General features: G+C 70.9%; 26 protein-coding genes. 8 read left to right on the plus strand and 18 right to left on the minus strand.

What is annotated here, in order from left to right; genetic code table 11:
- Positions 1 to 120 precede the first annotated feature (120 nt).
- On the minus strand, positions 121 to 408 hold the full coding sequence (locus ABZ454_RS03720; protein WP_359535919.1) for a DUF2087 domain-containing protein: 288 nt from the start codon (positions 406 to 408) through the stop codon (positions 121 to 123).
- A gap of 151 nt (positions 409 to 559) precedes the next feature.
- Here ABZ454_RS03720 and ABZ454_RS03725 point away from each other — a divergent pair, with 151 nt between their 5' ends.
- The gene (locus ABZ454_RS03725; RefSeq protein ID WP_359535920.1) at positions 560 to 1,000 is read left to right on the plus strand and encodes a GNAT family N-acetyltransferase; all 441 of its coding nucleotides are present in this window, start codon (positions 560 to 562) and stop codon (positions 998 to 1,000) included.
- 130 nt (positions 1,001 to 1,130) lie between these two features.
- On the opposite strand, the gene ABZ454_RS03730 is transcribed toward ABZ454_RS03725, so the two are convergent.
- From ABZ454_RS03730 to ABZ454_RS03765, 8 genes are all read right to left on the minus strand, one after another.
- Positions 1,131 to 2,297, minus strand: coding sequence for a S1 family peptidase (locus ABZ454_RS03730; protein WP_356316496.1), 1,167 nt, complete (start codon positions 2,295 to 2,297; stop codon positions 1,131 to 1,133).
- A gap of 362 nt (positions 2,298 to 2,659) precedes the next feature.
- Positions 2,660 to 4,192: a carboxylesterase family protein gene (locus tag ABZ454_RS03735; protein WP_359535921.1), complete on the minus strand. Its 1,533-nt coding sequence runs from the start codon at positions 4,190 to 4,192 to the stop codon at positions 2,660 to 2,662.
- A gap of 117 nt (positions 4,193 to 4,309) precedes the next feature.
- Complete coding sequence (mmsB, locus tag ABZ454_RS03740) at positions 4,310 to 5,545, minus strand: multiple monosaccharide ABC transporter permease (RefSeq protein ID WP_359535922.1); 1,236 nt, start codon at positions 5,543 to 5,545, stop codon at positions 4,310 to 4,312.
- Between the two features lie 5 nt (positions 5,546 to 5,550).
- Positions 5,551 to 7,122 (minus strand): multiple monosaccharide ABC transporter ATP-binding protein, encoded by a 1,572-nt coding sequence (gene mmsA, locus ABZ454_RS03745; protein WP_359535923.1) that lies wholly within the window; start codon positions 7,120 to 7,122, stop codon positions 5,551 to 5,553.
- A complete protein-coding gene (gene chvE / locus ABZ454_RS03750) occupies positions 7,119 to 8,252 on the minus strand; it encodes a multiple monosaccharide ABC transporter substrate-binding protein (protein WP_359535924.1) in 1,134 nt (377 codons plus the stop codon). Before chvE ends, mmsA begins: the two co-directional genes overlap by 4 nt.
- 472 nt (positions 8,253 to 8,724) lie before the next feature.
- Positions 8,725 to 8,994, minus strand: coding sequence for a hypothetical protein (locus ABZ454_RS03755; protein WP_219568734.1), 270 nt, complete (start codon positions 8,992 to 8,994; stop codon positions 8,725 to 8,727).
- 35 nt (positions 8,995 to 9,029) lie between these two features.
- Positions 9,030 to 9,449 (minus strand): MarR family transcriptional regulator, encoded by a 420-nt coding sequence (locus ABZ454_RS03760; RefSeq protein WP_359536171.1) that lies wholly within the window; start codon positions 9,447 to 9,449, stop codon positions 9,030 to 9,032.
- A gap of 195 nt (positions 9,450 to 9,644) precedes the next feature.
- Entirely contained in the window at positions 9,645 to 10,196 is a 552-nt protein-coding gene (locus ABZ454_RS03765) for a GH25 family lysozyme (protein WP_356316485.1), read from the minus strand.
- Between the two features lie 137 nt (positions 10,197 to 10,333).
- On the opposite strand from ABZ454_RS03765, the gene ABZ454_RS03770 reads away from it, so the two are divergent.
- Positions 10,334 to 11,050, plus strand: a complete 717-nt coding sequence (locus tag ABZ454_RS03770) for an NAD(P)-binding domain-containing protein (protein ID WP_359535925.1) — start codon at positions 10,334 to 10,336, stop codon at positions 11,048 to 11,050.
- A gap of 185 nt (positions 11,051 to 11,235) precedes the next feature.
- Here the strand turns inward: ABZ454_RS03770 and ABZ454_RS03775 are convergent, their stop codons facing one another.
- Positions 11,236 to 12,108 carry an oxidoreductase gene (locus ABZ454_RS03775; protein ID WP_356316481.1) on the minus strand — a complete coding sequence of 291 codons (873 nt, stop codon included), beginning with the start codon at positions 12,106 to 12,108 and terminating at the stop codon, positions 11,236 to 11,238.
- Positions 12,109 to 12,222: 114 nt separating this feature from the next.
- On the opposite strand from ABZ454_RS03775, the gene ABZ454_RS03780 reads away from it, so the two are divergent.
- A complete protein-coding gene (locus ABZ454_RS03780) occupies positions 12,223 to 13,119 on the plus strand; it encodes a LysR family transcriptional regulator (protein ID WP_359535926.1) in 897 nt (298 codons plus the stop codon).
- Positions 13,120 to 13,228: 109 nt separating this feature from the next.
- Here the strand turns inward: ABZ454_RS03780 and ABZ454_RS03785 are convergent, their stop codons facing one another.
- Complete coding sequence (locus ABZ454_RS03785) at positions 13,229 to 14,605, minus strand: radical SAM protein (protein ID WP_359535927.1); 1,377 nt, start codon at positions 14,603 to 14,605, stop codon at positions 13,229 to 13,231.
- A gap of 226 nt (positions 14,606 to 14,831) precedes the next feature.
- Between ABZ454_RS03785 and ABZ454_RS03790 the strand changes: the two genes are divergently transcribed.
- Positions 14,832 to 15,356, plus strand: a complete 525-nt coding sequence (locus tag ABZ454_RS03790; RefSeq protein WP_359535928.1) for an SRPBCC family protein — start codon at positions 14,832 to 14,834, stop codon at positions 15,354 to 15,356.
- Between the two features lie 15 nt (positions 15,357 to 15,371).
- Here ABZ454_RS03790 and ABZ454_RS03795 read toward each other — a convergent pair whose 3' ends face one another.
- Entirely contained in the window at positions 15,372 to 16,226 is an 855-nt protein-coding gene (locus tag ABZ454_RS03795; RefSeq protein ID WP_359535929.1) for a pentapeptide repeat-containing protein, read from the minus strand.
- 196 nt (positions 16,227 to 16,422) lie between these two features.
- On the opposite strand from ABZ454_RS03795, the gene ABZ454_RS03800 reads away from it, so the two are divergent.
- From ABZ454_RS03800 to ABZ454_RS03810, 3 genes are all read left to right on the plus strand, one after another.
- Positions 16,423 to 17,793, plus strand: a complete 1,371-nt coding sequence (locus ABZ454_RS03800; RefSeq protein ID WP_359536172.1) for an FAD-linked oxidase C-terminal domain-containing protein — start codon at positions 16,423 to 16,425, stop codon at positions 17,791 to 17,793.
- A 60-nt stretch (positions 17,794 to 17,853) separates the two neighbouring features.
- Positions 17,854 to 18,345: a hypothetical protein gene (locus tag ABZ454_RS03805; RefSeq protein ID WP_359535930.1), complete on the plus strand. Its 492-nt coding sequence runs from the start codon at positions 17,854 to 17,856 to the stop codon at positions 18,343 to 18,345.
- A gap of 89 nt (positions 18,346 to 18,434) precedes the next feature.
- The gene (locus ABZ454_RS03810; protein WP_359535931.1) at positions 18,435 to 18,662 is read left to right on the plus strand and encodes a hypothetical protein; all 228 of its coding nucleotides are present in this window, start codon (positions 18,435 to 18,437) and stop codon (positions 18,660 to 18,662) included.
- Positions 18,663 to 18,820: 158 nt separating this feature from the next.
- Here the strand turns inward: ABZ454_RS03810 and ABZ454_RS03815 are convergent, their stop codons facing one another.
- Positions 18,821 to 19,894, minus strand: coding sequence for an enoyl-CoA hydratase/isomerase family protein (locus ABZ454_RS03815; RefSeq protein WP_359535932.1), 1,074 nt, complete (start codon positions 19,892 to 19,894; stop codon positions 18,821 to 18,823).
- Positions 19,895 to 20,121: 227 nt separating this feature from the next.
- Between ABZ454_RS03815 and ABZ454_RS03820 the strand changes: the two genes are divergently transcribed.
- Positions 20,122 to 22,338, plus strand: coding sequence for a SpoIIE family protein phosphatase (locus ABZ454_RS03820; RefSeq protein WP_359535933.1), 2,217 nt, complete (start codon positions 20,122 to 20,124; stop codon positions 22,336 to 22,338).
- A gap of 162 nt (positions 22,339 to 22,500) precedes the next feature.
- Here the strand turns inward: ABZ454_RS03820 and ABZ454_RS03825 are convergent, their stop codons facing one another.
- From ABZ454_RS03825 to ABZ454_RS03845, 5 genes are all read right to left on the minus strand, one after another.
- The gene (locus tag ABZ454_RS03825) at positions 22,501 to 23,127 is read right to left on the minus strand and encodes an LAETG motif-containing sortase-dependent surface protein (protein ID WP_356316463.1); all 627 of its coding nucleotides are present in this window, start codon (positions 23,125 to 23,127) and stop codon (positions 22,501 to 22,503) included.
- Between the two features lie 248 nt (positions 23,128 to 23,375).
- Positions 23,376 to 23,864, minus strand: a complete 489-nt coding sequence (locus tag ABZ454_RS03830; RefSeq protein ID WP_359535934.1) for a GNAT family N-acetyltransferase — start codon at positions 23,862 to 23,864, stop codon at positions 23,376 to 23,378.
- Positions 23,839 to 24,981, minus strand: a complete 1,143-nt coding sequence (locus ABZ454_RS03835; protein WP_359535935.1) for a DUF6397 family protein — start codon at positions 24,979 to 24,981, stop codon at positions 23,839 to 23,841. The genes ABZ454_RS03830 and ABZ454_RS03835 overlap by 26 nt, the downstream gene beginning before the upstream one ends.
- 113 nt (positions 24,982 to 25,094) lie before the next feature.
- On the minus strand, positions 25,095 to 25,508 hold the full coding sequence (locus ABZ454_RS03840) for a roadblock/LC7 domain-containing protein (RefSeq protein WP_359535936.1): 414 nt from the start codon (positions 25,506 to 25,508) through the stop codon (positions 25,095 to 25,097).
- Positions 25,509 to 25,627: 119 nt separating this feature from the next.
- Complete coding sequence (locus ABZ454_RS03845) at positions 25,628 to 26,251, minus strand: ATP/GTP-binding protein (protein WP_356316455.1); 624 nt, start codon at positions 26,249 to 26,251, stop codon at positions 25,628 to 25,630.
- Positions 26,252 to 26,561: the final 310 nt, after the last annotated feature.

Genomic DNA, 26,561 nt, shown 5'->3' on the forward strand with positions numbered 1-26,561 from the left:
GTCCACGTTCCGGGTACCGGGATGTCGGGTTCGGTGTGTGGGGCGCCGACGCTTCGCAGCTCCGGGCCTCGGGCCACCAGGGCCGACGTCAGGGAGCGGTGATGGCGTTTGCCCGGGCCTTCACGCCGCCGGGCGCTCGACGCGTCGATAGGTGACACCGTCCTTGGTCCGCGCCAGCAGGCCCCCGATGACCAGGTAGCGGCGCAGCGCGGCGCAGTCCTCGTGCACGGTGAGGAGGGCGTCGTTGACCTCGCGTTCCGTGTAGGTCCGGTCGAGCTGGAACAGCGTGTCCGCGAGGTGTTCCAGGAGTTGTTCTCGCCGCGCCGCCTTGCGCGGGATCGTCGTCAGCCGCCCTTGGGAGAAGAGGGCGGCCACGCCGCGGCTGGAGCTTGATCGGTTGTCGGGCATGGCCCGGAGCTTGTCAGGCGGACACGCCGCGCGGCAACATGTTTCTCCCGAACGACCTGGCCGGAGCCGAGCCGATGAGCCGGCCGCGCGTCCGACGCCTGCGAGGGGCGGGCGAGTTGACGGGGGCCTGCTCACGCGGTTTCCTGCTGCGATGACTGATCTTCGCATCGAGGGGGTGGACGGTGACGCCATGCTCCGGGACTGGCGGTACGTCCACAACACGATCATCCCCACCGCCGTGCTGTCCCTCGCGGAGGTGCGCGAACGCGCCGGTCGCAACCGGCTCACCGTGGCCTACCTCGGGGACGTCGCGGTGGGCTGTTCGACCGTGCGGCCGCCGGCCGACGGCGAGGCGGCGGCCACCGTGATCGCGCGGGTGCTGCCGGACCACCGAGGCAAGGGGTTCGGCGGTCAGTTGTACGAGCACGGCCTGGCGGAGGCGCGCGCACTCGGCGCCGGTGCGATCGAGACCTGTGTGCTGGAGTCCAACCCTGAGGGGCTGCGGTTCGCGCTGAAGCACGGCTTCGTCGAGACCGAGCGGTACGTACTTCCTGGTGACAGCGTGCCGTTCATCGATCTGCGCCTGGTCTGACACCGGTGTGGGGGGCGCGCTCCGCAGCGGTCGCGGAGCGCCGGTCCTGCGGAGGCACGCGGACCGATGGCCTGCCGCACGCGAGCGGTGCGCTCCCGCGCGACAGGCCGTCAGGACCGGTCGTTCGAGGTCAGGCCGTGTGCAGGGTCAGCCCGTACCGGTTCAGGATCTCGTTGATCGGCTGGTGCCAGGTCTCGCCGCCGGAGCCGCAGTTGCCCCACCCGCCCGAGGTGACGCCCTGTGCCTGGTCCCCGCTGATGAAGGAACCGCCCGAGTCTCCGGGCTCGGCGCACACGCTGGTCTTGGTCATCTGGTAGACCGCGCCCTGGCTGTAGTTCACCGTCTCGTTGGTGGCGAGCACGTTTCCGCAGTGCCAGTGCGAGGTGGACCCGGAGCGGCAGATCGAGGCGCCGACCGGTGCCACGGCGGAGCCGCGGACCAGCTGGTCGGAGACGGTTCCCCAGCCGAGGACCACGGGGACGGTCCACCAGCCGTTGCCCACGCTGACCCAGGCGTAGTCGTCACCGGGGAAGGAGGAGCCCTGGAAGTTGCCTATCCCCGATCCGTCCCATCCCCTGACGGACGCGCCCGCCCGCCCGCAGTGTCCTGCGGTGACGAAGCCGCCGTACACCGAGAAGCCGATGGAGCACCGGACATTCCCCGTGTAGTACGGGTCGCCGCCCACGGTCCCGGCGGAGAAGGTCCGCGGCGCCTCGGCGGTCTGCTCGACGGTGACCGGGCCGGCCGCCTTCGCCCGCTCGACGAACTTCCGGACATCGTTGTCGGACCGGGCCGACGAGACCACGTTCACGACGACCTTGTTGGCCTCGGGGTCGACGTGCCAACTGCTGACACCCGCGGGCGCCTGGAGCCGGTCGATCTTCGCCTTCGTCGCGTCGAGGCTGCGCGCGCTGTACGTCACCAGGCGGACGGCGGCGCCCGTCGCCCGTACGGAAGCCGCCTGCTTCTCGCTGGTGAGGGCGACCGTGAGACCGCCGGTGGACGGGTCGAACCAGGAGCCGCCGTACGACGCCCCTGCGGCGCGTCGCGCCTTGGGCTGTACCGCGGTCGCCGTCTTCTCGGCGGAGAGGCGTGCCCTGGCCTGGCTTTCCGTCAGGCCGAGGTCCTTCTGCATGGCGGCCAGGAGACCGGTGGACGCCTGCCGCGTGTCCGTGGCTGTGCGGGCGTCGGCGGTGGCCGTGTCCGCGGCAGAGGCGGATGGGAAGCCCGCGCCCGCCCAGGCCCCGACGAGGAGCACAGCGGACAGGGCGGTGCGTAAAGCCGTGATGCGTCTCAAGGGATTGGCCCTTCTGTTGTTCCGGCAACGTGGGGGAGGAACAGCAGGCGTCCGGGAGACGTCTCGCTTTGAGAGCGCTCTCAGAGTGTGCCGATCCGGACTGTAGCCGAGCACGGATTGCAGGTCCATGCCAATGGCAGACCTCGTCACGGGGTCGCCTCCGAGTCCGGGTGCTCCGGCCTTCACCGCGTCCCTGCGGGCCGTCGAGCGACAGGGAAGGGAACGGCGGTCCGGCCGGCACGGCGGGCCAGGGCCCACGAGATACACGGTGACCGGCTCACCCAGGACCGAGCGGCACGCCCCACCCCCTGACCCGCTCGCCTCAGGGCGGGCCGGCTCACCGCACGCCTGACCCGCTCGCCTCAGGGCTTCCGTGGGCGGTAGACGAACGCGCTCCACAGCGCGCGCAGCGCCTCGCCGTCCTGCCAGAAGTCGGGGCCCGCAGCAGGGTCCGCCGTTCCCCAGATCCGGATCGCCCCCGGTGTGTCGTCACCGACCGGCTCCCACCCCGGGTCGCCGGTGGCCGCGAACCCGGCCCAGGCCGCGACCATGCGGTCCGAGAGACGGTGGTCCGCCGGAGCCGGCGGACCACCGATGAGGAAGTGGATGTTCTCCTCGGCGAGGTTTCCGAAGACGAACGGCACGTCCGCGCAGTGCCAGGCGTACACCGCTCGCCCGGACCCGCCCCGCTGCCGGGCGAAACGCGACAGGAACGTGCGCCCGCCGGTCCGCGCGTGCGCGGCGGCGAGCCGGTTGCTGTACTCGCCGAACGTCAGGTCCCCGTACACCGCCAGGTGGACATCGCGCACCGCCGCCCCGGGGACGAGGCCGCGGTAGCCCTCCGTCAAGGAATCGGGGAGTTCGAAGTCCTGGACGAAACGCGCCAGCTCCTCCTCGGAGGCGACCTCGGCGCCGCTGCCGACGGCGTCCATCAGCCAGTACTCCTGGGTGGTGTGACAGACGAGGAGGTCGACGTCCGGGGCCGCGCCGGCCGCGATCAGGTCCAGGGGGTCGGCACGCAGGACGCGGCCGTCGGCGACCGGGCCGTAGATGACGGGGTCCCAGGAGAGGTGTCCGGACCGCGGATCCTGCCGGTATCCGTCGACGACCGCGTCGGACGCCTGCACGAGCGTGAGGGGGGACGCTGCCGCCAGGCCGGCGTGCGTCGCGGGGACCCCCGCCTCGGCGGCCACCTCCCGCATGAGGCGCGCGGCCAGTTCCGGTGCGAAGACCGGGCCCACGGCACTGTGCGCGATCCCCCGCCGGAACAGCCCCCGTGCCCCGTCCATGGTCATCAGGCAGGCCACGGAGGTCGCTCCGGCGGACTGCCCGGCGACGGTGATGTTGTCCGGCGCTCCGCCGAAGGAGGCGATGTTGTCGCGTGCCCACTCCAGTGCGGCGATCTGGTCGAGCAGCCCGCGGTTGGGCGGGCAGGCGGTCTCTCCGTCGGCCGGGACATGGCCGAAGCCCTCGAATCCGACCCGGTAGTTGAGGGTGACCACCACGAGACCGGCGCGGGCGAGCGCCGATCCGTCGAAGTCCGGCTGCGCGCTCGACCCGAAGGTGTAGGCGCCGCCGTGGATCCAGACGAGGACCGGAAGCGGGCGGTCCTCGGCCGCGCTCCCCCGTTCGGGGGTCCAGACGTTGAGGGTGAGGATGTCCTCGTCCCCGGGCGACCATCGCGGCGACCCCGGCAGCTCCGCCGACTGCGGCGACACGGGGCCGTAGTCCCGGCAGTCGCGGGTGCCCGCCCAGGCACGTCGGGGGCGCGGCTCCCGGAACCGGCCGGCCCCGAAGGGCGGCTCGGCGTACGGGATGCCGAGGACGGCGACGACCCCCCGGTCAGGGGCGCGTCCGCGCACCCGGCCGCACACCGTGTCGAAAACACTGGTCAAGGCTTCCCTGCCGTCCTTCGCTCCCCGCCCCGGCCGGGCGGTACGAAGATCAGAATGGCAGGGAAGCCGGCCTCCACGCGAACGCATAGTCGTCGGCGACGACCTGCCGGCGCCCGGTTACGAGCCGACCTTGCGTTTGTTGTAGACGTCGAAGCCGACGGCGGCGAGCAACACCAGGCCCTTGATGACCTGCTGGTAGTCGGTGCCGATCCCCACCAGCGACATGCCGTTGTTGAGTACGCCGAGCACGAGGCCGCCGATGATGGCGCCGAAGACCGTGCCGACTCCGCCGCTCATGGAGGCTCCGCCGATGAACGCGGCGGCGATGGCCTCCAGTTCGAAGTTGGTGCCCGCCTGGGGCACCCCGGCGTTGAGCCGCGCCGCGTAGACGATGCCGGCGAGCGCCGCCAGCACGCCCATGTTCACGAAGACGAGGAAGGTGACGCGCTGGTCCTTGACGCCGGAGAGCTTCGCCGCGGCGCGGTTGCCGCCGAGCGCGTACACGTGGCGGCCGATGATCGCGTTGCGCATGACATAGCCGAAGCCGATGAGCAGCACGGCGAGCAGGAGCAGCACGACGGGGACACCGCGGTAGCTCGCCAGGGTCATGGTGAAGGCGAGTACGGCCGCGGCCAGGGCCACGCACTTGGCGAGGAAGATGTTCCGGGGCAGGACGTCGAGTTCGTAACGCTGCTGGCGGCGGCGGTCGCGGACCTCCTGGAGGAGGGCGAAGGCCAGCAGCGCACAGCCCATGAGCAGGGTCAGGTTGTGGTAGTTGGTCTGCGGCCCGATCTCGGGGAGGTATCCGGTGGAGATCTTCTGGAAGCCCTCGGGGAAGGGTCCGAGCGAGCGGCTGCCGAGGAGGATCTGCGTACCTCCGCGGAACAGCAGCATCCCGGCCAGGGTGACGATGAACGAGGGGATGCCCACGTACGCGATCCAGAAGCCCTGCCAGGCGCCCGCGACCGCTCCCACGAGCAGCGAGAGCACGAGGGCCAGGACCCACGGCATGTCGTGCTCGACCATCATGACGGCGGCGGCCGCGGAGACGAACGCCGCCAGTGACCCGACCGAGAGGTCGATGTGCCCGGCGATGATGACGATCATCATCCCGATGGCGAGAACCAGGATGTAGCTGTTCTGGAGGACGAGGTTGGTGACGTTGTTCGGCTTGAGCAGGACACCGTCGGTCCATATCTCGAAGAGGACGACGATCAGCCCGAGGGCGATGAGCATCCCGTACTGGCGCATGTTGCGGCGGGCCGCGTCCAGCAGGAGGCTGCCCGTCGTCGGGGGCGGGGCCGGGGCGGCCTTGTCGATGCGCTGCGGGATGTCGGTGGGGGCCTGGGGCATTCCTGCTACCTCTTGTCGCTGGTCATATGGCGCATGAGGACCTCCTGGGTGGCCTGCGCGCGCGGGATTTCGCCGGTGAGCCGGCCGGCCGCCATGGTGTAGACGCGGTCGCACATGCCGAGCAGCTCGGGAAGTTCGGAGGAGATGAGTACGACGGCCTTGCCCTGGGCGGCCAGCCGGTCGATGACGGAGTAGATCTCGTACTTCGCGCCGACGTCTATGCCGCGGGTCGGCTCGTCGAGGATGAGGACATCAGGACCGGCGAAGATCCATTTGCCGAGGACGACCTTCTGCTGGTTGCCGCCGGAGAGACGGCCCACCTGTTCGAAGACCGTGGGGGTCTTGATGTTCATGGAGGTGCGGTACGACTCCGCGACGCGGGTCTCCTCGTGCTCGTCGACGATCCCGTGCCGCGACACCTTGTCCAGGGCGCCGAGGCTGATGTTGCGGCCGATGGTGTCGATGAGGTTGAGGCCGTACTGCTTGCGGTCCTCGGTGACGTAGGCGATCTTGTGGCGGACCGCTTCGGAGACGGTGCGGGTCCGGATCTCCTTGCCGTCCTTGAGGACCGTTCCGCTGATGTTGCGGCCGTAGCTGCGTCCGAAGACGCTCATGGCGAGTTCGGTGCGGCCGGCGCCCATCAGTCCGGCGATGCCGACGATCTCGCCTCGGCGGGCCAGGACGGAGACACGGTCGACGACCTTGCGGTGCTGGTCGATCGGGTGGTGGACGGTCCAGTCGCGGATCTCCAGGGCGGGGTGTGCTCCCGGTTCGCCCTCGTACGGGGTGCGTTCGGGGAAGCGGTGGTCGAGGTCGCGGCCGACCATGCCGCGGATGATGCGGTCCTCGGTGGCCGCTCCGGCACGTACGTCGAGGGTCTCGACCGTCCGGCCGTCGCGCAGGACCGTGACGGAGTCGGCGACGGCCGTGATCTCGCCGAGCTTGTGCGAGATGATGATCGACGAGACGCCCTGGCCCTTCAGTTCCTTGATGAGGGTGAGGAGTTTGGCGCTGTCCTCGTCGTTGAGGGCGGCGGTCGGCTCGTCGAGGATGAGCAGCTCGACCTTCTTGGAGAGCGCCTTGGCGATCTCGACGAGCTGCTGCTTGCCGACGCCGATGTCCGCGACCCTGGTCTGCGGGTGCTCCCGCAGACCGACCCGGTCGAGCAGCACGGCGGCGTGGCGCAGGGTCTCGTTCCAGCTGATGAAGCCGCGCGTGGCGTGTTCGTTGCCGAGGAAGATGTTCTCGGCGATGGAGAGGTAGGGCACCAGGGCGAGTTCCTGGTGGATGATCACGATGCCGCGGGCCTCGCTCGCCCGGATGTCCTTGAACGCGCAGTTCTCGCCCCTGAACCGGATCTCGCCCTCGTAGGTGCCGTGCGGGTGCACGCCGCTGAGGACTTTCATCAGGGTTGATTTGCCGGCGCCGTTCTCCCCGCAGATGGCGTGCACCTCGCCCTGGGCGACGGTCAGCGAGACGTCGGAGAGCGCCTTGACGCCGGGGAACGTCTTGACGATGGACCGCATCTCCAGGACGGGTACGGCGGGGGACACCGCACCCGTCGTCGGGACCTTCATCGGAGGTCGCTCTCCTTGATGTAGCCGGAATCGACCAGCTGGGCCTGGTAGTTGGTCTTGTCCACGCTCACCGGTTGCAGCAGGAACGACGGGACGACCTTCTTCTCGTTGTCGTACGTCGTGGTGTCGTTGACCTCGGGCTTCTTGTCGTTCAGTACGGCGTCGGCCATCTGGACCGCCTGCTTGGCCAGGGCGCGGGTGTCCTTGTAGACGGTCTGCGTCTGCTGACCCGCCATGATCGACTTCACCGAGGCGACCTCGGCGTCCTGGCCGGTGAGGACGGGGTACGGCTTGGAGCCGGTGCCGTAACCGTCCGATTTCAGGGCCGAGATGATGCCGATCGAGATGCCGTCGTAGGGGGAGAGCACCGCGTCGACCTGGGCCGAGGAGTAGGCGCTGGTGAGGAGATCGTCCATGCGCTTCTGGGCGGTGCCGCCGTCCCAGCGGAGCGTGGTGATCTGGTCCAGTTTCGTCTGCTTGCTGCGGACGACGAGCTGCTTCTTGTCGATGTACGGCTTCAGCGTCTTCCAGGCGCCCTGGAAGAAGTAGCGGGTGTTGTTGTCGTCGGGGGACCCGGCGAACAGCTCGATGTTGAACGGCCCCTTCTCCTTGCCGGACTTCAGCCCGAGCTTGTCGAGGATGTAGCCGGCCTGGAGCTCGCCGACCTTCTCGTTGTCGAAGGAGGCGTAGTAGTCGACGTCCGGACTGCCGAGGATGAGCCGGTCGTAGGAGATGACCCTGATGCCCTGCTCCCCCGCCTGGTGCAGCACATCGCTGAGAGCGCGGCCGTCGATGGCGGCGATCACGAGGACGTCCACGCCCTTGGTGATCATGTTCTCGATCTGGGAGACCTGCTGGTCGACGTCGTCCTCGCCGTACTGCAGATCGGTCTTGTATCCGAGCTTCTCGAACTCGGCGGCCATGTTCTTGCCGTCGGCTATCCAGCGCTCCGACGACTTGGTCGGCATGGCGATGCCGATGGTCGAACCCTTACCGCCCGACTTCGTCTCCTTGCTCCCTCCCTCACTGTTCTGGCCGCAGGCGGCGAGGGTCACGGAGAGGGCGAGAGCGGTGAGGACGGTTACGGTCCGGGCGGCGCGCGGGGCGGACGCGGTTCGTGAGGTGCGCATGGTCGGTCCTCCGGGTGCGAGGGGGGAGCGGCTGGGCGGCCGCGCTGCCCTTGATCGATGGTTCGATATTTCGGACACGGTTCGGATTGTGTGACGGCCGGGCGCGCGAAGGCCTGCCGCCCCCAGGGGCATCACCCTTGGGCGACAAGGCCGGCGCACCGATGCCGTTCGAAATATCGTCGTGCGTTCGAAATATGGGCGTGACGGTAGTGACGGAGCGGTGAGACTGTCAATGGTTCACGCAGGCGCCGTCGCGGCAACTCCTGCCGACAGCGGGCGGATTCGACGGCCGACCCGCCGTCTCAACACCTCCCCCGGCCGGGAACGGCGGCCTCCGGCCCCGGCATGGCGCAGAAGCATGCCCGTTTTCGGCCACGCCCCGCCGCGCGGCGTCATCCCGCGTGGCGGGAACCAGCCCGCCCTCCGCACCGCGACGCGACGCCGCTGACGGGCCCGTCCGTCGTGGCGGTGGTCAGCCGGCCTGGCCGATCGCGCTCCGGAGCATGGCCACGGTGGTGGCCGCGGCGGCGCGCTCCGCCTCGTCACCCGTGGCGCGCACCCGCTCCTCCAGCAGCACGACGGCCGCCTGGAGCACACCCACCCGGACCGGAACGCTCTGCATGGCCGTCAGCACGGCCGCCGCCTGTTCGGCAGGCGTCGCGGTCGCGGCCTGTGGAATGAGGGTGGAGATTCCGCGCCCGAGTGCACGGTCACGAGGCGGCTGAGCCGCGGCAGTGGTCACCGCCGAAGTCTGCCGCACCCGGTGCGCTCCATGGGTCAGCGACTTGGCCGCTGCGCCCCGTCATCGTTCTGGAGATGACGGTGAACGCGGGTCAACAGCACTGTCAGCCGGGCCCGTTCGCGCGCGTTCAACGGAGCCAGAACGTCGTCCTGCACGGCGGTCGCGTCGGCTTGGAGGCGGTCGAGCAGCGCGCGGCCCTCCGCGCTGAGGGTGACCGTCACACGCCGCCGGTCGGTCACGTCGCGCGCCCGGTCCGCCAGTCCTGCCGCACCGAGCTCATCGATGATCTTCACGATGTCGCTGCGGTCGATCGCCAGCCGGGTGGCCAGTTCTCGTTGCACATGGGGGCCGAAATCGGCCAGGGCGGCCAGGACCGCCATGTGCCGGAGCCGCAGGCCGCGCTCCGCGAGCCGCTCGGCAAGCCGGCTCCGCGCGGCTTTGCCCGTCCTGGTCATGAGGTAGGTCGTGAGCCCCAGGAGACTGGGCGGCGTCTCGTTCTCGTTCACGTTTACATCGTAGGCACACACCCATGATGGGTACGTACCCACCTTCCGCGCCGGAGCGGCGACCGGTGCCCCGTGCCGGTCCGAGGACCGCGTTTACGCAGCGGGCCGTCCCGCTTCCTCTCCCTCGCGGTCGCTGCCGGACCGCTATCCGCGGGCCCAGGTGCGCATGGCCGCCCGCGAGGAGAAGTCTGCGACATCCTTGTCGAGGGGCTCGTCGGTGTACTGATGGATGCGCCAGGTGGCCTTGATGCGCGGCTTGCCGGCGGTGACGTAGTCGGCGATCCAGAGGCCGTCCCCCGCGTACGACGTGGTGTCGTGATGCAGCCAGAAGTAGCGGTTGCAGTAGAGCAGGACCTTGTGGTGGGGCCGCCGCCGCTTGACCTCGCGGATGAAACGGTCCTTCTCGGCGTTGCTCGCATGGGTGCCCTCGCCGTTCTGCTCCCAGTCGACGGCCAGCAGCTCTCCCTCCCTTTCCGGCGCCTTGCTCAGGAAGTACTCCGCCTGCGCCGTGATATTCCCCGGCCACAGGAAGTGGTAGAACCCGACCACGCATTCCGCGTCCCGGGCGCGCTTCGTCTGCTTGGCCAGATGCGGATTGATGTACGAACGGCCTTCGGTGGCCTTGATGAGGACGAAGTCCAGCCCGTCCGCTTCGAAGGACGGCTGGTAGGCGCTGACGTCGACACCGTGCAGCATGGGTACCGCCTCACATGTGATCCGGTGATTCCGTTTCCTTCCCTGTTAGGTGCCCGCGGCGTGCGGCTCCCACCCACCGGCGGCCCGGAAAATCTCTTGTGCCCCCGCACGGAATAGCCTGCGGCGGGCGCGAGTTGATGAACTGGCGAAACGTCTCTCAGGAAACGCACGCACACCATCGGAAGGTCGGATCCATGAAGATCGGCATTATCGGGGCCGGGAATATCGGCGGCAACCTCACCAGGCGCCTCACCGCTCTCGGCCATGACGTGTCCGTCGCCAACTCACGCGGTCCGCAGACCCTCACCGCGCTGGTCGAGGAGACCGGTGCGACCGCGGTCACCGCCGACGAGGCGGCCAAGGGCGCCCAGGTCGTGGTCGTCACCGTGCCGCTCAAGGCCGTCCCGGCGCTGCCCGCCGGCTTCCTCGACGCCGCCGCGCCGGGCGTCGCGGTCATCGACACCGGCAACTACTACCCGCGCCAGCGCGACGGCCGGATCGCGGCGATCGAGGACGGTCTGCCCGAGAGCCGGTGGACGCAGGAACAGATCGGCCACCCCGTCATCAAGGCCTTCAACGGGACGTACGCACAGGACATCCTCTCCAACGGGCGGCCCAAGGGCGCCGCGGGCCGGCAGGCGCTGCCGGTGGCCGGAGACGACGCCGCGGCGAAGCAGACGGTCCGTGACCTGATCGACGAACTCGGCTTCGACACGGTGGACGCCGGAGGGCTCGACGACTCGTGGCGCCAGCAGCCGGGCACGCCCGTGTACGGCAACCAGGGTGATGTCGCGGCGATCGAGAAGGCCCTGGCCGCGGCGTCCCCCGAACGGACCGCGGAGTGGCGGGCCTGAGGCCCGGTCCGGCTCGGGTGCGAGGGGCGACGGGGCACGGGGCACGAGGCACGCCCCGTCGCACAGCTCGTACCCGGCCGGGCGGAAGCGGTCCCCCTCTCCGGACGGACAGCGGGCGTCTCCCCCGCCGGCGCTCGGACGTCTCCTGTCCGCTCACCCCTCGGAGGAGCGGCTCCGGCGGGATATCAGCCGTCGTAGCCGGTGCTGCGGCTGACCTCCTCCCAGGCCAGCACCTCGGTGCGGGCGGCATCGAGGCTCGCGAGGACCGCGTCGGTCGCGTCGTTCCCGAGCGGCAGCCGCAGCGGGGTGTCCTGGGCGGCCAGCGCCGTCAGAATGGCGGCCGCAGCCTTGTCCGGGTCACCCTCCTGCTTGCCGTCGGAGTCCGGGAGGTTGCTGCGGACCGGGCCGACGGTCTCCTCGTAGGCGGGAAGGGCAGCGGACTGGCGCAGCGCGCCGCCTCCGGCGAATCCCGTCCGGAACGATCCGGGCTCGACGATCAGCACCTTGATGCCGTGCGGGGCCACCTCCGCGGCCAGCGCCTCGGACAGACCCTCGAGCGCGAACTTCGTCGCCGAGTAGGCCCCGACCCCGGGGAAGGTGAACCGCCCGCCCATGCTGCTCATCTGGACCACGGCACCGGAGCCGTTGCGGCGCATGTGCGGCAGCACGGCACGCACCAGGGCGGCCGGTCCGAAGAAGTGCAGGTCCATGAGATCGCGCAGCTCGCGGTCGCTGGTCTCCTCCACGGCGCCGATCAGCCCCATCCCCGCGTTGTTGACCACCACATCGATCCGGCCGTACCAGAGCACGGTGTCCGCCACGACGTCCGCGATGCGCGCCGTGTCGGTGACGTCCAGCTGTACGGCGACGGCACGGTCGGGATGCGCGGCCACCAGATCGTCGAGCGCCTCCGGCTTACGGGCGGTGGCGACGACGGTGTCCCCGGCGGCGAGGGCGGCCGTGGCGATGGCGCGGCCGAAACCGGAGGAGGCGCCGGTGATGAGCCAGACCCGGCCCGGGGCGTGGTCGCGGGCCGCTGCGGTGTGTTCGGCGTTCATGTCCGACTCCAAGTGGTCAAGGCGGTGTTGCGGTGATCCAGTTATGTCATCCGGCTCCGGGGCGGTCCAGGACAGAGATCCGTCGGCCCGATAAGCGGGCCTTATGATCGCTGGATGGAGCTGCGTCAGCTGCGCTACCTCACCGTGATCGCCGAAGAGGAGAATCTGGGACGGGCCGCCAGACGGCTGTTCGTCAGCCAGCCGGCCCTCTCGTACGCGCTCAGGAGTCTTGAGTCCGAACTCGGGGTGCGGCTCTTCGACCGTCATGCCGGTGGCGTCTCGGCGACCGCCGCTGGACGTGACGTGATCGCGGAGGCCCTGCTCACGGTGCGCCAGTCCGAGCGGGTGACGGCCGCCGCCGAGCGGCACGTGCGGGGCGAGACGGGGGTGCTGCGCGTCGGGTTCGAGGCGAGCGGCGCCGGTGAACTGACCACCCGGGCACGGGCGGAGTTCTCCCGGCGCCACCCGGGCGTGCGGGTGGCGCCCAAGCGCTACGACTGGGGGCAGGAGGCCGACGCGCTGCGGGACGGCCTGACGGATGTGGCCTTCGTCTGGCTCCCCAACGATCTGACCGGTCTGCACAGCGAGTTGGTCCACACGGAGCCACGCGTCGTGGGGCTGCCCTCCGGACACGCCCTGGCGTCCCGGTCCGGCGTCTCGGTGCTCGAGGTCGGGGACGAGCCGCTGCTGTGGACCCAGCGGGCGCCGCGGGAGTGGGTGGACTGGTGGGCCGTCAACCCCCGCCCGGACGGTTCGAGTCCGCGGTGGGGGCCGACCAACGACAACGTCGAGGAGATGCTGGAGCAGGTGGCGGAGGGAGCCGCCATCTGTTTCGCGCCGCTGAGCATGGCGCGGTACTACGCGCGGCCCGATCTCTCCTGGGTTCCGCTGACGGACGTGGAGCCGCTGCGCGTCGTGCTGGCCTGGGCGAAGGAGACCGACAACGCGCTCGTACGGGGATTCGCCGCCGTGGTGCGGGAGCTCTCCGCACCGGAGCCGGCCGGGGGATGAAGGCGGGCGGGGGCGCCGCGGACGTACGGCTTGCCGGTGCTCCTTCCGGCGAGCCGTGCCCCGCCCCGCCGCCCGGCACGCGCGCTCCCCGCCTCACGGATCTGGCCCGTCACCCGCGCGAGGCGCCTGCTCCCGCCTGGGCTTCGTCCTCCTGCCGGGCCGGAAGGCTGTCCATGAAGGAGCTGACGGAGAACACCGCGCGTCCGGGGCCGGGCGGTCCGTAGCCGGGGGGTGAGCTGAGCCCGTACTCCTCCATCGTCGAGCGATAGGCGTCCAGCAGCCGGATGTGGTACTCCAGCGGGGCGCCGTCCGGGTTGGTCCTGCCGAGCGGTGTCGTCGGTTCGGGGCACCAGGTGGTGAAGCGCGGGGTGATGCCGTGCGACATGAAGAACCGCAGTCCCTCGGTGGTGGAGTCGATCGCCTCCTTCACCGTGGTGAAGCCGAACGGCTCGGCCATCTCCACGCCCGCGACGAAGTTCGGGATGACGTTGCGCGCCCCGAAGACGTCGGCGGAGTCCAGGATGCGACGGTGCCATTCGTCGCGGCCCACGTAGCGTTCCTTGCCCGGGCAGTGGAGCGCGAACAGCCTGGGGTCCCACACCTCGTAGTTGGGGTGGTAGATCTGCACGCCGTAGTCGTGGAAGCGCTGGACGTCGGCCTTGGGCAGCGCCTGGGCGACGACCTTGCCGATCCAGCGGCCGGGGAAGCGCTCCTCGATGGCCTTGGCGTACTGGCCGTAGAAGTCCGCCTCGTCCCGTCCGCCGATGTGGGAGGTGATGGCCCCGCCGGTGAGGGTGTACGCCGTGGAGGTCTTCTGGGTGTCGTAGCGGTCGATGATGGCCAGCGCCTCCAGGACCTCCTCGACGGGTTTCACTCCGGTGTACGGGCGCCCCGCCGCCTTGTGCTGGCGCCAGTTGTGGTTGATGTCGCAGTACTGGCACTCCTCCTTCGCGCCGAAGTACTGGCAGACGCGGAAGACGGTCAGGTAGACCAGGTAGCCCCACTGGATGGTGGGCGCGACCTCCATGACCGACTTTCCGTTGGAAAGGGTGTGCCGGTAGTAGTCCGGCATGGGAGGCAGGCCCACGTCGGAGATCCGCCGGCCGTCGAGGTACAGCCCGAGCACTCCGTCGTCGTCGGCCGCCACGCGGTAGGGGGACGCCGGGTTGACGCGCACGGAGACGACGGTGCGCCGCAGTCCGTACGGCCCGCCGGTGAGCACGATCTCCTCGGGCGGGCGCCGCAGCGCGGCCGCGCCGAGTTCGGGAAGGGTGCCGTGGTCGAAGGAGAAGATGAAGTACGACTTGGGCTTGACGTCACCGTCCTCGTTGTCGCTGAGGGCGGTCTCGTCGAAGGCGATCCCGCCGCGCAGCAGGTCCTCCTTGATGACGGCCTCCCGCGGTACGTGCGGGAACCGCTCCATGAGCCGCTCGATCAGGCGGGTGCGGCTCGTCCCGGTACTGCCGGGGTCGGTACGGCTGGGCATGTGCGCGCTCCTGGGTCCGGTCGTGACAGGTGTTGCTGCTAGGCCGTCCCGTCCAACGAGCCAGGGCCGCGAAGCGTTCGCGCTCCCGCGCGCCGGAGGGCGGCCCGCCCACCCGAGGGGCCTAAGTGACCGCTGAGTAGGGTGTGGGGCCCGGGAGCCCGTCGGCCGTGCGGCCGTCCCGACGCCCCGGTGGTTGCCGTAGTCGGCCGCGGAACGGAAGTGCCTCATGCCCCGCACCATGTCCGTGTCGGACAGCATCGTGGTTCTCGCCGAACCCTCGGTCGTGTACGACCGGGTGAGCGACCCCACGCAGATGGGGCGCTGGAGTCCGGAGAACCGGGGCGCGAGGGTGCTCGGGGAGCAACGGGGAGCGTACGTGGGGATGGTCTTCGAGGGCCGGAACAAGCGCGGGGCCGTGCGCTGGACGACCCGGTGCACCGTGACGGCGGCCGACCCGGCCGAGCGGTTCGCCTTCCGGGTCCACGCCATCGGGGCCAGGCGGCCTCGGCTGCCCGGTTCGATCGCCACCTGGGAGTACCGCTTCGAGGCCGTGGACGGCGGCACCAAGGTCACCGAGACCTGGACCGACGACCGCCGGGCCTGGCCGGACTTCCTGGCCGACGCCTTCGACCGGGTGGCGACCCGGGGGCACGTCTTCGCCCGGTTCCAGCGCGCCAACATCCGTACCACGCTCCAGCGCCTCAAGGCGGTGCTGGAGGCCCCGCCGGCCGACGGGGCGCCGCGGGTATGACGTGGGGCGGGCCCGTCAGCCGGCCCAGTGCGCGGGGCGGTCGAGCGAGGCGGGAAGCCGGGTGGCGGCGTTCCCCTTGGCCGCGTTGAGCTGCGACTGCGTCAGGAAGAGCGCCCCGGTCAGATCGGCGCCGGACAGGTCGGCGTCCCGGAAGTCGGCGCCGATCAGATCGGCCAGCCGCAGGTCGGCGCCGGCGAGGTCGGCCGCGATGAGATAGGCGCCGCGCAGGTCGGCGCCCCGCAGATCCGCTCCCTTGAGGCGGGCGCCGATCAGGTCGGCCCCGCGGTGGCTGCGCTTCTTCTTCCGTTGTGCGGTGGCGCGCACGAGTGCGCTCGTACGTGCCAGCAGGGCGGCGACCTCGTCGCGGTGCGCCGCCACGTCCAGGTCCGCGAAGGCGTCCGCGTCGAGTCGGGTGAGGCGTTCGGTCGCGGCCAGGGTGCGCCGGATCTCTCCGTGCAGGGAACGGGCAGGTGCCAGGGAAGCCGCCTCCGTGAGGTACCAGAGGAGCTCATGGAGCTGCCGCACGACCGGGAAGACTCGGAACATCTGCCCGGCGCTCTCGGGAGCCGTGCGCCAGTCCCGTCCGCCGAAGGTCTCCCCCGACACCTTCTGGCCCGCGCCGAAGCAGTCGTACACCGTGCAGCCGGCGAAGCCCTCGGTACGCAGCCGGGTGTGGATGCCGCAGCGGAAGTCGTCCTGGAGGTTGCGGCAGGGCGTGCCGGCGTCCTTGTCGACGGCGAAGTCCGCGGACCGGGTGAGGGTCAGGGCGACGCAGCACAGTCCGAAACAGTTGCCGCAGTCGGCGCGCAGAGCGGCACGGCCGGTGTCGTACGCGCCGTCGGTGCCGGGGGCTCGGTCGTTGTCGGGCACGGTACGTCAGTCCTTCGGTGTGCGTGGTCCATGAGCGGTCGAGCCTACCGAGGTTCAGTGCTCCGCCTCGCCGCGAGGGGCCCCAAGCCGGCGGCGGCCACGGGGCCCCGAGCGCGCGGCCCGGGCCGCCCTGTCCGTCCGGGAAGACACCGGACCATAATGATGGCTAATACATCTTTTGGAGGTGGCCACCATCGTGGCGAACGCACCGGTCGACACCATTCCGGCCCGGCGGGTCCTGACCGATCCGGCGGGTCTGGCCCGGTACCAGCACGACGAGGCCGAGTGGGCGCCGTACGGGACGCCGCTGGCCGTGGTGCGCCCGCAGAACACCGACGAGGTGCGGGACGTCGTGCGCCACTGCATCGCCCACCGCATCCCGTTGGTGCCGCGCGGGGCGGGTACCGGTCTGTCCGGGGGTGCGAACGCCGTGGACGGGTCGGTCGTCCTGTCCTTCGAGGACATGAACCGCATCGTCACGATCGACCGCGCGGAGCGGCTGGCCGTGGTCCAGCCCGGTGTCGTCAACGACGATCTGCGCGCGGCGAGCGCGGAGCACGGGCTGTGGTACCCCCCGGACCCGGCCAGTTCGCCCTGGTCCACCATCGGCGGCAACGTCGCGACCAACGCCGGGGGCATGTGCTGCGTCAAGTACGGCGTGACGCGCGACTACGTGCTGGGACTGGAGGTCGTCAACGGGCTCGGCGAGGTCGTCTCGCTGGGGCGCCGGACCGCGAAGGGCGTGGCGGGGTACGACCTGGCCGGGCTGATGGTGGGTTCCGAGGGGACGCTCGGGGTGATCACGGAGATCACGGTGCGCCTGCGGCCGTCACGCCTCCAGGAGCGGACGGTGGCGGGGTACTTCTCGTCCGTGGTCGCCGCGGGCGAGGCGGTCAGCGCCGTGACGGCGTCCGGCGTCATCCCCTCGGCGCTCGAACTCGTCGACCGCCACTGCCTGGCAGCGGTCGACGCGTGGAAGAAGATGGGCCTTTCCGCCGATGCCGACGTGGTGCTGCTCGGCCGCGTCGACACCCCCGGCGCCGAGGGCGACGCCGAGGCCGAACTGGTCCGGGACTGTTTCGAACGCGCCGGGGCGACCTGGGCGGCGGTCTCCACGGACCAGCAGGAGGCGGACGCCCTGTTCCAGGCCAGGCGGCTGGCCTATCCGGCACTGGAGCGGCTGGGCCCGGTGCTGACCGAGGACGTCTGTGTACCGCGGACAGCGGTGCCCGAGATGCTGGCCCGGATCGAACGGACTGCCGCCCGGCACGACATCCTGGTCGCCAACATCGCGCACGCGGGAGACGGCAATCTCCATCCGCTGATCATCACGCCGCCCGGCGACGAAGCCGCGCGCGCCCGCGCGCAGAACGCCTTCGAGGACATCCTGGACGACGCGATCGCGCTCGGCGGCACGGTCACCGGTGAACACGGGGTGGGGCTGCTGAAGATGCGCGGCATGAACAAGGAACTGGGCCCGGCGGCGCTCGGCATGCATCACGCGGTGAAGGCGGCGCTCGACCCGCACGGCATTCTCAACCCGGGCAAGGTCCTCGGGGGCGTCTGACCCGGTTGTCAGTGGGACGGCGCACACTGGCACGAGTGCCGTACGGCGAAGGGGAATCGGATGACCGCCGGGGAAGAGACCGGTTTCGAACCGGCCACCGGGGAGGGCCCGCCGCCCCCGGGGCCGGCCGAGCGGCGGGCCGCCTCGGTGCGGACCGCGTTCGCCGGGATGCTTCAGATCCGGCGCCTGACCAACGCGGGGCACCCCGCGCCCGAGAGGGTGCCGGCGGCGTGGGAACTGCACCGGCCGGTCCGGGCCGTTGCCCTCGCCCTTGAGGCATCCGGACTGGCCCCGTCGGCCGTTGACGCCGGGGGCCGGCGCACGGCGACGGGATACCGGGTGACCGCGGGCACGGCCCCGGGGACGGTACGGGTGGAGTGGCTCGGTCCGCCGGGCAGTGGCGCGGCGCACGAGGAGGAGGGGGAGCTGACCCGGTGCGCAACGGTACTGCGGGAGTTGGGGTGGGTCGCCCTGCTCTACCGGGGACCGCGCGGCCGCCGGTTCCTGGAGGTGGAGCCCCCGACGGGTGCGGCTCGGCCGGACAGCCGATAGGGGGCGTGCCGCAGCCGTCGCCCCGGGGCGGTTGTCAGACCCATGAGGGATGCTGGTGGGTCCGACACCTCTGACCGGGAGATGCTGAGATGCGCAAGGACGAACTCGCCGCGGCGCAGGCGTATGTCCGTTTACTGGAGGCGACGCGGGCGGCGCTCTGCGATCCGGACGACGCCCCGCTGTACATGCCGTTGCTCGCCGCGCCGATCGAGGAGGCGGACGGCGCGCTGCGCCGCGCGGGGCTCTCGGGCAATGAGTCACGGTTCTTCGACCTCGTCCGCTCGGTCCAGCCCACCATGTCAGGCAGCGAGCACTGACCCGCCCGGCCTGAACGCCCGCAGTATCCCGGGCCCAGCGACGGCCGGCTCGGCCGGTCCTCCGTCCGTCGCGTCCGGGTCGGGTCCACGCCGCCTGCCCCCGTAGGGGGCCTCGGCACGGTCCGCCGGGCCGGGCCGCAAGCCGGCCGCCGTCGGTCTCAGCCGGTTCCCGCCGCTGCGGGGCCCAGACCGAGCTCGGCGTCGCCGAGGGGCGCGAAGTGGCGCGCCACGTCCTCGTCGGTGACGTCGGCGAGCTCCGCCGGGCTCCAGCGGGGGTTGCGGTCCTTGTCGATGATCTGGGCGCGCACCCCCTCCACCAGATCGGGCCGGGTGAAAGCGGTGGACGAGACGCGGTACTCCTGGTCGAGCACCGCTTCCAGGCTACCCAGGCTTCGGGCGCGCCGGACGGCGGCGAGCGTCACCTTCAGCGCCGTGGGCGACTTCGCCAGGATCGTCGTCGCGGCCTGCTTCGCGGCGGGCACGCCGCAGCCGTCGAGGCGCTCGACGATCTCCTCGACCGTGTCCGCCGCGTAGCACGTGTCGATCCAGTCGCGGTGCCCGGCCAGCTCGCCGGCGGGGGCGGTGCCGGCGTACCGCCCCGCCGTCGCTGCGACCGCCTCGGGCGTGGTGCACCCGTCGAGTGCGGCGAGCAGCGCGGGCAGGTCCCCCGACGGCACGTAGTGGTCGGCGAGGCCGCACAGGAGCGCGTCGGCCGCCGAGACCGGGTCGCCGGTGAGCGCCAGGTGCATGCCGAGTTCGCCGGGGGCCGCGCCGAGCAGGCGGGTGCCTCCGACGTCGGGCACGAATCCGATGCCGGTCTCGGGCATGGCGATGCGGGAACGCTCCGTGACGATGCGGAGCGAGCCGTGGGCCGACACGCCGACGCCGCCACCCATCACGATGCCGTCCATGACGGCGACGTACGGCTTGGGGAAGCGGGCGATCCGGGCGTTGAGCCGGTACTCGTCACGCCAGAAGTCCAGGGACGTCCGGCCACCGGCCAGCGCGTCCTCGCGGATGGACCGGATGTCGCCGCCCGCACACAGCCCCCGCTCCCCCGCCCCGCTGAGCACCACCGCGATGACCGAGTCGTCCTGTCCGGCGGCGTCCAGCGCGTCGCCCATGCACCGCACCATGGTGTGGTTCAGGGCGTTCAGGGCTCGCGGCCGGTTCAGCGTGATGTGCCGGACGCGTCCCTCGGTGTGCAGCAGGACGGGATCCTCGTGGTTCATACGTGCGCTCCGGTCAGCCCCATTGCCGTACCGTCCGCCGGTCACGGACGATCTTCCGCTGCCATTGTGCGCGGCTGTCCGGGGGCCCTGGCACGAGGGGTGACCGCCCTGGCCCCTGGGGCCGGAGACACCGTACGGCGGTTTCCCGCTGTGGCAGCCGCGCCGGACCCGCCAGACAATTGAGTCGAACCGTACGGCAGCCCCGCCGGACGATCTTCGGAGCACGAATGACCGATCACGACCGGCCACCGTTCGTCCCCGTGCCGCCCCGGCTGTTGGTCGAGAAGGCCCACAACAGCGAGACGGCGACGGCGGAGCGGCTTGCCCTGAACCGCGCCGGCAGTTTCGACTGGGACCTCGACGCCCGGACGCTGGACATCGACGAGGCCGGGCTGCTCGTCTTCGGTATGGATCCGGCGGTCTTCGACTCGCGCCCCGAGTCCCTGGTGGAACTGCTCGACCCGGCGGAACGGCTCCGTCTCGACGTGACGATCGACGAGGCCATCAAGGACGGGAGTGCCTCGTACAACGTGCACTTCCGGGTTCCGCTCGCCGATGGCGGTCAGCAGTGGACACACGTGCAGGCGCGCATCCTGCGCGGCGACGACGGCCGGGCGCGCCGGGTGATCGGTCTGGTGCGGGACGCGACGGCGGAGGTCACCCATTCGGCCTTCGTGCTGGACCTGGAAAAACGTCGCCAGCGGCAGACCGACATAGTTGAACGAACAACCAGCGCTCTGTCGCGAGCGGTGACGGTGGACGATGTGACGGCTTCACTGACCGGACCGGGCGGGCTGGCACGGCTGGGCGCCGACGGACTGGCGCTCGCGCTGCTGGACAACACGACACTCCATCTCATCGCCGTCAGCGGCGACTCGCTGGAGGTCGTCGACGAGCTGGGCTCGGGCCGGCTCGACAAGCAGTTCCCGCTGGCCGACACCGTCCTCAGCGGACGGCCGCGGTTCGTGAGTTCACTCGCCGCGCTCACCCGGCGGTATCCGGTGCTGGAGCCCTTCGTGGGGCAGCTCAAGTTCCAGGCGGCCGCCTACCTGCCGCTCGTTGCCCAGGCCCGGACCCTCGGCGCACTGGCTCTCTTCTACCGCGAGCGCACTGCCTTCACCGCCGACGAACGCAACCTCTGCCTGGGGCTCGCCGCGATCGTCGCCCAGTCCCTGCAACGGGCCACGCTCTTCGACGAGGAACGGGAGTTCGCCACGGGACTCCAGTCCGCGATGCTGCCCCGCCGGATCCAGGACATCGAAGGCGGCGAGATCGCCGTCCGCTACCACGCGGCGTGGAGCGGTCGTCAGGTCGGCGGCGACTGGTACGACGTGATCGCGCTCCCCAAGGACCGCGTCGGCATCGTGGTCGGTGACGTGCAGGGCCACGACACGCACGCGGCAGCGATCATGGGTCAGCTGCGCATAGCGCTGCGTGCGTACGCCGCCGAGGGGCATCCGCCGTCGACGGTGCTGGCCCGGGCTTCGCGGTTCCTCGCCGAGTTGGACACGGACCGGTTCGCCACCTGTACCTACGCCCAGGTCGACCTGGGGAGCGGCACCGTGCGTGTGGTGCGGGCCGGCCACTTCGGCCCGCTGATCCGGCACATGGACGGCCGGGTAGGCAGTCCGCAGGTGCGCGGTGGCGTTCCGCTGGGCATCGCCACCGACTTCGGTGACGAGGAGTTCCCGGAGACCCGGCTGGACCTGGTGCCGGGCGAGACGCTGGTGCTGTACACCGACGGACTCGTGGAGGAGCCGGGCGCCGACATCGAGGCGGGGGTACGCACGCTCATCAGCGAGGTCAGCGCGGGACCGGCGGGCGCCGAGGCGCTGGCCGACCATCTGTCCGACCGGCTGTGGGAGCGCTGGGGCTCGGGCGACGATGTCGCCCTGCTGGTGCTGCGGCGCAGCCCCGACCCGGGGTCACCGCGAGCGCCACGGCTTCACCAGTACATCCACCAGGCCGATCCCGAGGGACTCGCCGACGCCCGGGCCATCGTGCGTCAGGCCCTGACCGACTGGAACATGGCCGAACTCGCGGACGATGCCGAGCTGGTGACCGGTGAACTGCTGGTGAATGTGCTACTGCACACGGAGGGGGGCGCGGTACTGACCCTGGAGGTGCTTCCCGAACCGGTGCGGCGGGTCCGGCTTTCGGTGCAGGACCGCTCCAGTGCGTGGCCACGGCGCCGCACGCCCGGTGAGACCGCGACCTCGGGCCGGGGGCTGCTGCTGCTGGACGCCGTCACCTCCCGATGGGGGATCGAGCCCCTGGGCGAGGGTAAGGCGATCTGGTGCGAGATCGGGCCGGCGTCGCCGCCCGCGTCCGCGCCGGCCCCCCGGGACACCGCGGAGCCCGTGGACCCCGCAGGGACCGTCGGCTCGGACGGTCCCGGCCATGACCGCCCGGACCGTACCGGCCCCGCGGGCAGGAAGCGCTGAGCGGCCGGCGCCCGTTGCCGGGCGACAGCACCGAGGGCAGCCATTGACTGGCCACCCCGAGCGGACACAGCGTGAGGGGCGTGCCGTCTCGTCCCCCAAGGACACGGCACGCCCCTCGGCCGGTGCCCGGGCGCGCTCAGCGCGCCCGGGCACCGGACCACGTCAGTGCTGCGCGGTGCGCCGCTTGCGCACGGACCACATGATGCCGCCACCGGCCAGCAGCACGGCGACAGCCGCACCACCGATGATCGGCGTGGCGGACGACGAGCCGGTCTCGGCCAGATCCGGCGAGCTGGGGCTCGGCGTGGCCGCGGCCGGCGCGGGCGACGAGGCGCTCTCGCTGGGAGTGGCAGCCGGAGCCGGCGTCGCCGTGGTGGGCTTCTCGGACGGCTTCGTCTCGGTCGGCGTCGGGGCGGGCTTCGGCGGCTGCTCCTCGCACACCGGCGCCTGCTTCGTCTCGTCGCGCGAGTACCGCTCGCCGTCACCGGCCTTGACGATCAGACGAACCGTCAGCGCCTTGTCGTGCTCGGGCAGCGTGAGCGTCTTGTCGAGCCCCCGGCCGAAGGTCTCCGTCGGCAGGAGGTCCTTTCCGTCGACGGTGACGGTCACCTGGTTGGTGACCGCATCGTTGTACGCGGACAGGTGCAGGTTCACATCGGTACAGGTCACGTCCCAGGTGGGGGTGTGAGCTGCGGCCGGACCGGCGGTGAGAACCGCACCGGTCAGACCGACAATCGCAGCGGCGGCGAGGGTTCCCGCAGCACGCCACGATCTCCTGGGTATGGTCATGGATTCTTCCTCCGCAAATGTTTCATCGCCCGAATGGCGGTGGGGCGCACAGTACTGCCCCCTCCCCCCATGTGTGCACCCGCCCCACAGACCATTCGGCGTCACAACTGGCCGCAGACCGTCGCCGGTTGGGGCAAGGCGGACATGGGAACCGGAGGCGGGCCCACCCCTGTCGTGGCGTGAAGTGAACGTCCGGCGCCGGACCGTGGCCATCGGGCGTTCCGCGGCCACGGCCACCACCGGGTGCGTCAGAGCGGCCGGTGCATGATGTGCAGTCCGACGAACCCCTTCGTCGGGTGGTTGAATCCCTCCGGCAAGGTCCCCAGCACGTCGAAGCCGAGCGAGCGGTAGAGCCCGACCGCGGCGTCGTTGCCCTCCACGACGGCGTTGAACTGCATGGCACGGAACCCTGCCGCGCGGGCCCAGTCGATCGTGTACACGCACAGGGCACGCCCCACGCCCTGCCCCGAGTGCCGGGGGTCGACCATGTAGCTGGCGCTGGCGATGTGCGAGCCGTTGCCCATGTGGTTGTTGTTCATCTTCGCCGTACCCAGGACCCCTCCCTCGTCGTCGACCGCGACGACCGTGCGGTTCGGCGGCTTCAGCAGCCACCAGTCGAGGGCCTCGGTCTCCGAGAGGTGGAGCGGGTAGGTGAACGTCTCGCCCGCGGCGACGATTTCGTGGAAGAACGGCCAGATGGCAGGCCAGTCCTCAGTGGTTGCTTCCCTGATCAGCATGGCGGAAAGGATGCCTGGTGCGGGTGCCGGTGGCGAGTGGATTCCGCCCGCCGCCGGCCGCTTGGCGAGGCCGTAGGCTCCCCCGTGGCCTGCGCAGCCGGAGCCGGTCCAGCAGACCCGGCGCACCGCCCGTCCGACCGCCCGCACCAACCTGCCCCTCGTCGCCCTGCGCGCCTGGGGGCTGTGCCGGTTCGGCCGACGCTTCCCCCGGCCCCACCGATCCCCTCGGATCCCGCGATTCCACCGAACTCTTCGGCGCCCCTGCCCCGGCCGACGCTCCCGATCGCTCCGCAGCCCCTGCGGCCGGTCCTTCGGACGCTTCCGGCCACCGCTCCTCCCCCGGGCGCGGGGCCGGACGCACCTCTCGTGCGCTGTCCAGCTCCATCCCGAGGGTCACCCGCCTCCAGAGGATCTCGTCCGGTTCATCGGCGAGCATCAGCCGCGCCATGGCCTCGCGCCCGGCAGCCGAGGCACTCGGGGAGAAGACGGGCACGGGCCGGACCCTGCCGAAGTAGGCACGCTCGTAAGGATCGTCGACCACCTCGGCCAGCTGGACCGGGTCCAGCGTCTCCGCGATGACGGCCGCACGGGCCCAGGGGTCCTCGGTGAGGGTCAGCAGCCGCTCGATCCGGCGCGCGCGCCAGTTGCGCGCCCGGCAGTCCGTGCCCGCGTCCAGTCGGTCGCGCATCCAAGGCGGGCTGTTGCCCACCAGAAGCTCGGGTGACCGGGCGGCCAGTCCGCCCAGTTCCTGGGCGAGATAGAGCCACACGACCGCTCGGTAGCGGTTGAGGTAGAACGCGACGGGCGTGGCGCAGCCCGCGCGCGCCAGGCGGGTGAAGCGGACCGGACTGATCCCGAGCAGCCGGGCCCCTTCCGCGGTCCCCACCGTGCGCACCCGCTCTCGCAGTGTCTGCGGGAACCCGTCCTCGGACCTGAGCCGGTCGATCTCCTCCTGACGGACCCGGGCGCGCCCGTCGGCCCGCCGGACATCGACCCGGACGATGCCCAGGTGGACAGCAAGGGCGAACTCCCCTCGCCGCAGCTCCAATCGCGCAGCCGCCCTGTTCGCGGTGATCAGGTGAACGCCGTCGTCGCGCAGCGCTTCCGTCATCGGCATGGTGATTCTCCCCCGTGAGTCCCGAATACTCTCCGTGACCACGGTAGCCCGGGAAAGACAACGGCCGCCCGGCCTGTGGATAACCCCGGCCGGGCGGCAGCGCCGACGAGCCGTCAGAGCCGGTCGGCCCCCATGCTCCCGTCCTGCCGCACGGCGACGCCGAGATGCTCCCCGACCCTGTTGACCAGCAGCGTCATCTCGTACGCCACCTGACCCACATCCGCCTCCGCCTCACTCAGCACACACAGGCAGCTGCCGTCCCCGGCGGCCGTCACGAACAGCAACGCCTCGTCGAACTCCACCATCGTCTGCCGGGCCTTTCGAGCACGGAAGTGCCGCCCCGAACCACGGGCGAGACTGTGCAGGCCGGACGAGACCGCGGCCAGGTGCTCCGCGTCCTCACGGGCCAGCCCCGTGCTCGCTCCCGTCACCAGACCGTCGTTCGACAACACCAGGGCGTGCCGTATGTGCTCCACCCGGCTGGTGAGATCGTCAAGCAGCCAGTCGAGTCCCCTGTCCAGCGCCATCCTGTTCCTCCCCGCTCATACGTTCCCCGTGCCCCGCTTGCGCGCAAGCCTTCCGCACCGGTCACGTACGGGCAAGCACCCTGAGGCGCGACAGCGGGGCGGGATCAGGCCAAGACGGCTCAGCTCACCGAGTCCAGGAGCCGTGCGGTGTGCATCCGGCCCGCGTACTCGACCATGCGGATCAGGACCTCCTTGCCCGAATCCCGGTCCCTGGCGTCGCACAGCACCACGGGCGTTCCGGGATCGAGATCGAGGGCGCGCGACACGTCCCCTTCGCTGTACGAACGAGCCCCGGCGAAGCAGTTGACGGCGACCACGAAGGGGATCCGGCGGTGCTCGAAGTAGTCGACCGCCGGGAAGCAGTCCTCCAGCCTGCGGGTGTCCGCCAGGACGACCGCGCCCAGGGCGCCTTGGGAGAGTTCGTCCCAGAGGAACCAGAACCTGTCCTGGCCCGGGGTGCCGAACAGGTACAGGGAGAGCCCGGACCTGATGGTGATGCGTCCGAAGTCCATGGCGACGGTGGTGGTGGTCTTCTGGGCGACACCGTCGGTGTCGTCGACCGCCTGTCCGGCCTCGCTGAGGGGTTCTTCCGTGCGCAGCGGCCGGATCTCGCTCACCGCGCCGACGAGCGTCGTCTTGCCGACCCCGAACCCGCCCGCGACCAGGATCTTCAGGGCCAGGGCGTCGTTCGGAGCGGCCCCGGAGGACTCGTCCCGGGTGTTGTCAGCGTGCTCGGTCGGCATCGATCACTTCTCTCACCAGTGAGCCCCAAGACATCGAATGCGCAGGTCAGAACCATCTTGAGGGCTCGGATTCAGTGCATCATCGGCAGACGTACGGCGACAGCATGGCAAACCAGCACCTGAACCGTGAGGTGTGATCGTTATTTTGAGGATGTGACTGTTTCGGGCCTCCAGTTGTCCGCAACCGCCCGAATTCCGGTGCGGTTGTCAGCCGTTCGATTGTTCTTGGCCGATAGCGCTCGCTGGACGCGGGCCACGGGGCTGGTGGAAGCGGAGGAGCGGGGCGGCCGCCGCTCTCATATCTGTTGCT

The sequence above is a fragment of the Streptomyces sp. NPDC005803 genome (assembly GCF_040630435.1).
Classification (GTDB): domain Bacteria; phylum Actinomycetota; class Actinomycetes; order Streptomycetales; family Streptomycetaceae; genus Streptomyces.